Source organism: Pseudoalteromonas sp. Cn5-37, assembly GCF_021532495.1.
Classification (GTDB): domain Bacteria; phylum Pseudomonadota; class Gammaproteobacteria; order Enterobacterales; family Alteromonadaceae; genus Pseudoalteromonas; species Pseudoalteromonas simplex.
On sequence record NZ_JAKGBA010000073.1, the window covers coordinates 1 to 3,288 of the forward strand.

1 protein-coding gene is annotated in these 3,288 nt (G+C 50.0%); it reads right to left on the reverse strand.

Annotated elements, in window-relative coordinates; all coding sequences use genetic code 11:
• The coding region (locus tag L1266_RS22030) for a beta strand repeat-containing protein (protein ID WP_235378353.1) at positions 1-3,288 on the reverse strand (3,288 nt) is incomplete at both ends.

Genomic DNA, 3,288 nt, shown 5'->3' on the forward strand with positions numbered 1-3,288 from the left:
TGTCGACTTCACCACTGTCACTGGCACTGCTGTTATTACCTGCTGCATCGCTGATACTGGCACTGACTGTGTAGTTGCCATCAGCTAAGGCTTGCCCTGCTTCGGCGCTCCAATTGCCTGAAGCATCTGTGGTGACTGTCACGCTATGGCTGATACCATCAGCATCGGTAAAGGTCACGGCGAGTGAGGTATTGGCTAAGTCTGAGGTGCCTGTAACCGTCGGCGTATTGTCGTTGGTCAGCGCTGGCGCATCAATGCTAATCGTTGGTGCCGTCACATCAATGGTGCCTGTTTCAGTATCGCTGCCTTCGTTACCCGCCGCGTCGCTCACGGTGGCCACCACGGTATAATCCCCTTCGGCTAATGCCGTACTTGGCTCAACAGACCAACTGCCATCCGCTTGCACCGTCGCTGTCGCACTTTGGACATTACCGGCACTGTCAGTGATAGTAAGCAGCACTAAGCTGCCCACAACCGCTCCAGTGGTTTGCCCACTAATGAGCGGTGTCACATCATTACTATCGGCCAAGGTATCAAGGCTAATCGTCGGTGCGGTAATGTCGATTTCACCAGTGGCACTATCGGTGCCAGTATTACCGGCTGCATCGGTGACTGAAGCATTAACAGTAAAACTACCTTCTGCCAGTATTGTGGTTGCAGACACTGACCAACTTCCGTTCGCTAATACCGTAGCAACTAAAGTTTGTGGGTTGCCTTGTGAATCAGTAATGATCACGGTAACTGTGCTTCCTACCGGTGCATCCGTTGTACCACTTATTGTTGGGGTTGTATCATTGGTTTGTGCAATATCATTAATTGCAATGGTAGGAGGGGTTAAATCAATTGTTCCTACAGCAGAGTCTGTACCTTCAACGCCACCTACTGTAACGCTAGCAGTAACCGTAAAATCACCTTCAGTTAATGCATTATTAGCAGTAACAGTCCAAATACCACCTGAGACACTTACTGTCAGTGTTTCAACTGGATTGGTGCCATCATTTATAGTCACTGTTACCGTACTGCCGTCAGGAGCACTGGTTGTTCCTGAAATAGTAGGCGTTGTATCGTTCGTTTGGCCTAGGGCATCTATTGAAATACTAGGCGCACTGGTATTCAAGGTGAAATTCTCTGTTGCTGAGGCGATATTTCCTGCTGCATCCTCTACTGTAGCAACCACGCTGTAGTCATCATTCGCTAACGATGAAGAGGTGACAGACCAATTACCAGCACCATCAACGGTTGCAGTCAAACTGATCTCACCACCACTGGTATCTGTTAATACAAGTGAAATAACAGTGCCTGCTGGCTCCGAAGATGTACCACTAATAGTTGGTGTTGCGGTGTTAATTGTGCCTAGATTGTTGATTGTAATGAGAGGCGCTGTAGTGTCTATCGTTCCTGAGCCTGTATCACTCCCTGTATTACCCGCAGCATCTGTGATTGTTGCAGTAATTGTATAGTTACCATCAGGTATTTCAGATGCGTCTGTTTGCCATGTGCCTGCAGCACTTACAACAGCTGTAAAACTATAATTATCGCCATTACTGTCTGTAACTATAATATTTACAATTGTGCCCGCAGGCTCGGTAGATGTACCGCTGATTGTTGGGGTATTATCATTACTTAAGCCATTATCATTCACAACAACTGTAGGATTTACCGTATCAATACTACCTGAGGCACTGATTGTTGTACTATTGCCCGCCACGTCACTCACTGTTGCTGACACAGTGTAATCACCTTCGGCTAAACCGTTTGGCACTTCGCTAGTCCAGGTTCCATTACTGCCCACTGTGGCTGAGAAAGTTTGTACCACACCGTTACTATCAGTCACTGTGATAGTTACTAACGCGCCGATTTCATTACTTGTGCCGCTTAAAGTTGGCGTCACATCACTGCCCGCCCCAACGCCCGTTAAGGTTAAGCTTGGTGCAACGGTATCAATGACCCCAGTCACCGTTTCTTCTGTAAGGTTCCCCACCCCATCACGCACACTGGCGTCAACAGTAAATTGACCATCAGCTAAGACCGTTGTTGGACTCACTGACCAATTACCGCTGGCATCCACTGTCGCTGTCAGGGTGCTGCTATCACCATTGGCATCGGTGACGACCACGGTCACTTGTGCACCTTCACCTGCATCACTGGTACCACTGATGAGCGGTGTATTGTCATTTCCTATTGCATCCACATTAACGGTGAGTGTCGGTGGTGTACCATCAAAGTCACTTGAACTGATAGTACGTACATTGCCTGCAGCATCCGATGCACTGGCTGTTATCGACGCTAGGTTCGCTAACGGCACGGTTAACCCTGTCAGCGACCAATCACCATTGGCATCGGTGGTTGCCGTATATGTCACACTGCCACCGCCTAATAAGGTTTGGGTGATGGTCACTGTGCTACCGGCGGGTAAATCTGATGTACCACTTAAGGTCACCAGTTGACCCAGTAAGAAGGTCGGCACAAAAGCAAGCTCCGGTGGAATGGTGTCGACTTCACCACTGTCACTGGCACTGCTGTTATTACCTGCTGCATCACTGATACTAGCACTGACTGTGTAGTTGCCATCAGCTAAGGCTTGCCCTGCTTCGGCGCTCCAATTGCCTGAAGCATCTGTGGTGACTGTCACGCTATGGCTGATACCATCAGCATCGGTAAAGGTCACGGCGAGTGAGGCATTGGCTAAGTCTGAGGTGCCAGTGACCGTCGGCGTATTGTCGTTGGTCAGTGCTGGCGCATCAATGCTAATCGTTGGTGCCGTCACATCGATGGTGCCTGTTTCAGTATCGCTGCCTTCGTTACCCGCCGCGTCGCTCACGGTGGCCACCACGGTATAATCCCCTTCGGCTAATGCCGTACTTGGCTCAACAGACCAACTGCCGTCCGCTTGCACCGTCGCTGTCGCACTTTGTACATTACCAGCACTGTCAGTGATAGTAAGCAGCACTAAGCTGCCCACTGCCGCCCCAGTGGTTTGCCCACTAATGAGCGGTGTCACATCATTACTATCGGCCAGGGTATCAAGGCTAATCGTCGGTGCGGTAATGTCGATTTCACCAGTGGCACTGGCTGTTGCTGGGTTACCTGCTTGATCACTGACCGTCGCTGTAACCGTGTATTCTCCTTCTGCTAACAACGTGCTCGCCGCCACTGACCAAGTGCCATTGCTTTGCATCACGGTAGTGACTGTGTGGCTGTTGTTGTTTGCATCGGTAAAGACCACAGTGACTGTACTGCCTTGTGGGGCACTGGCTGTGCCACTAACTGTTGGCGTGGTGTCATTGG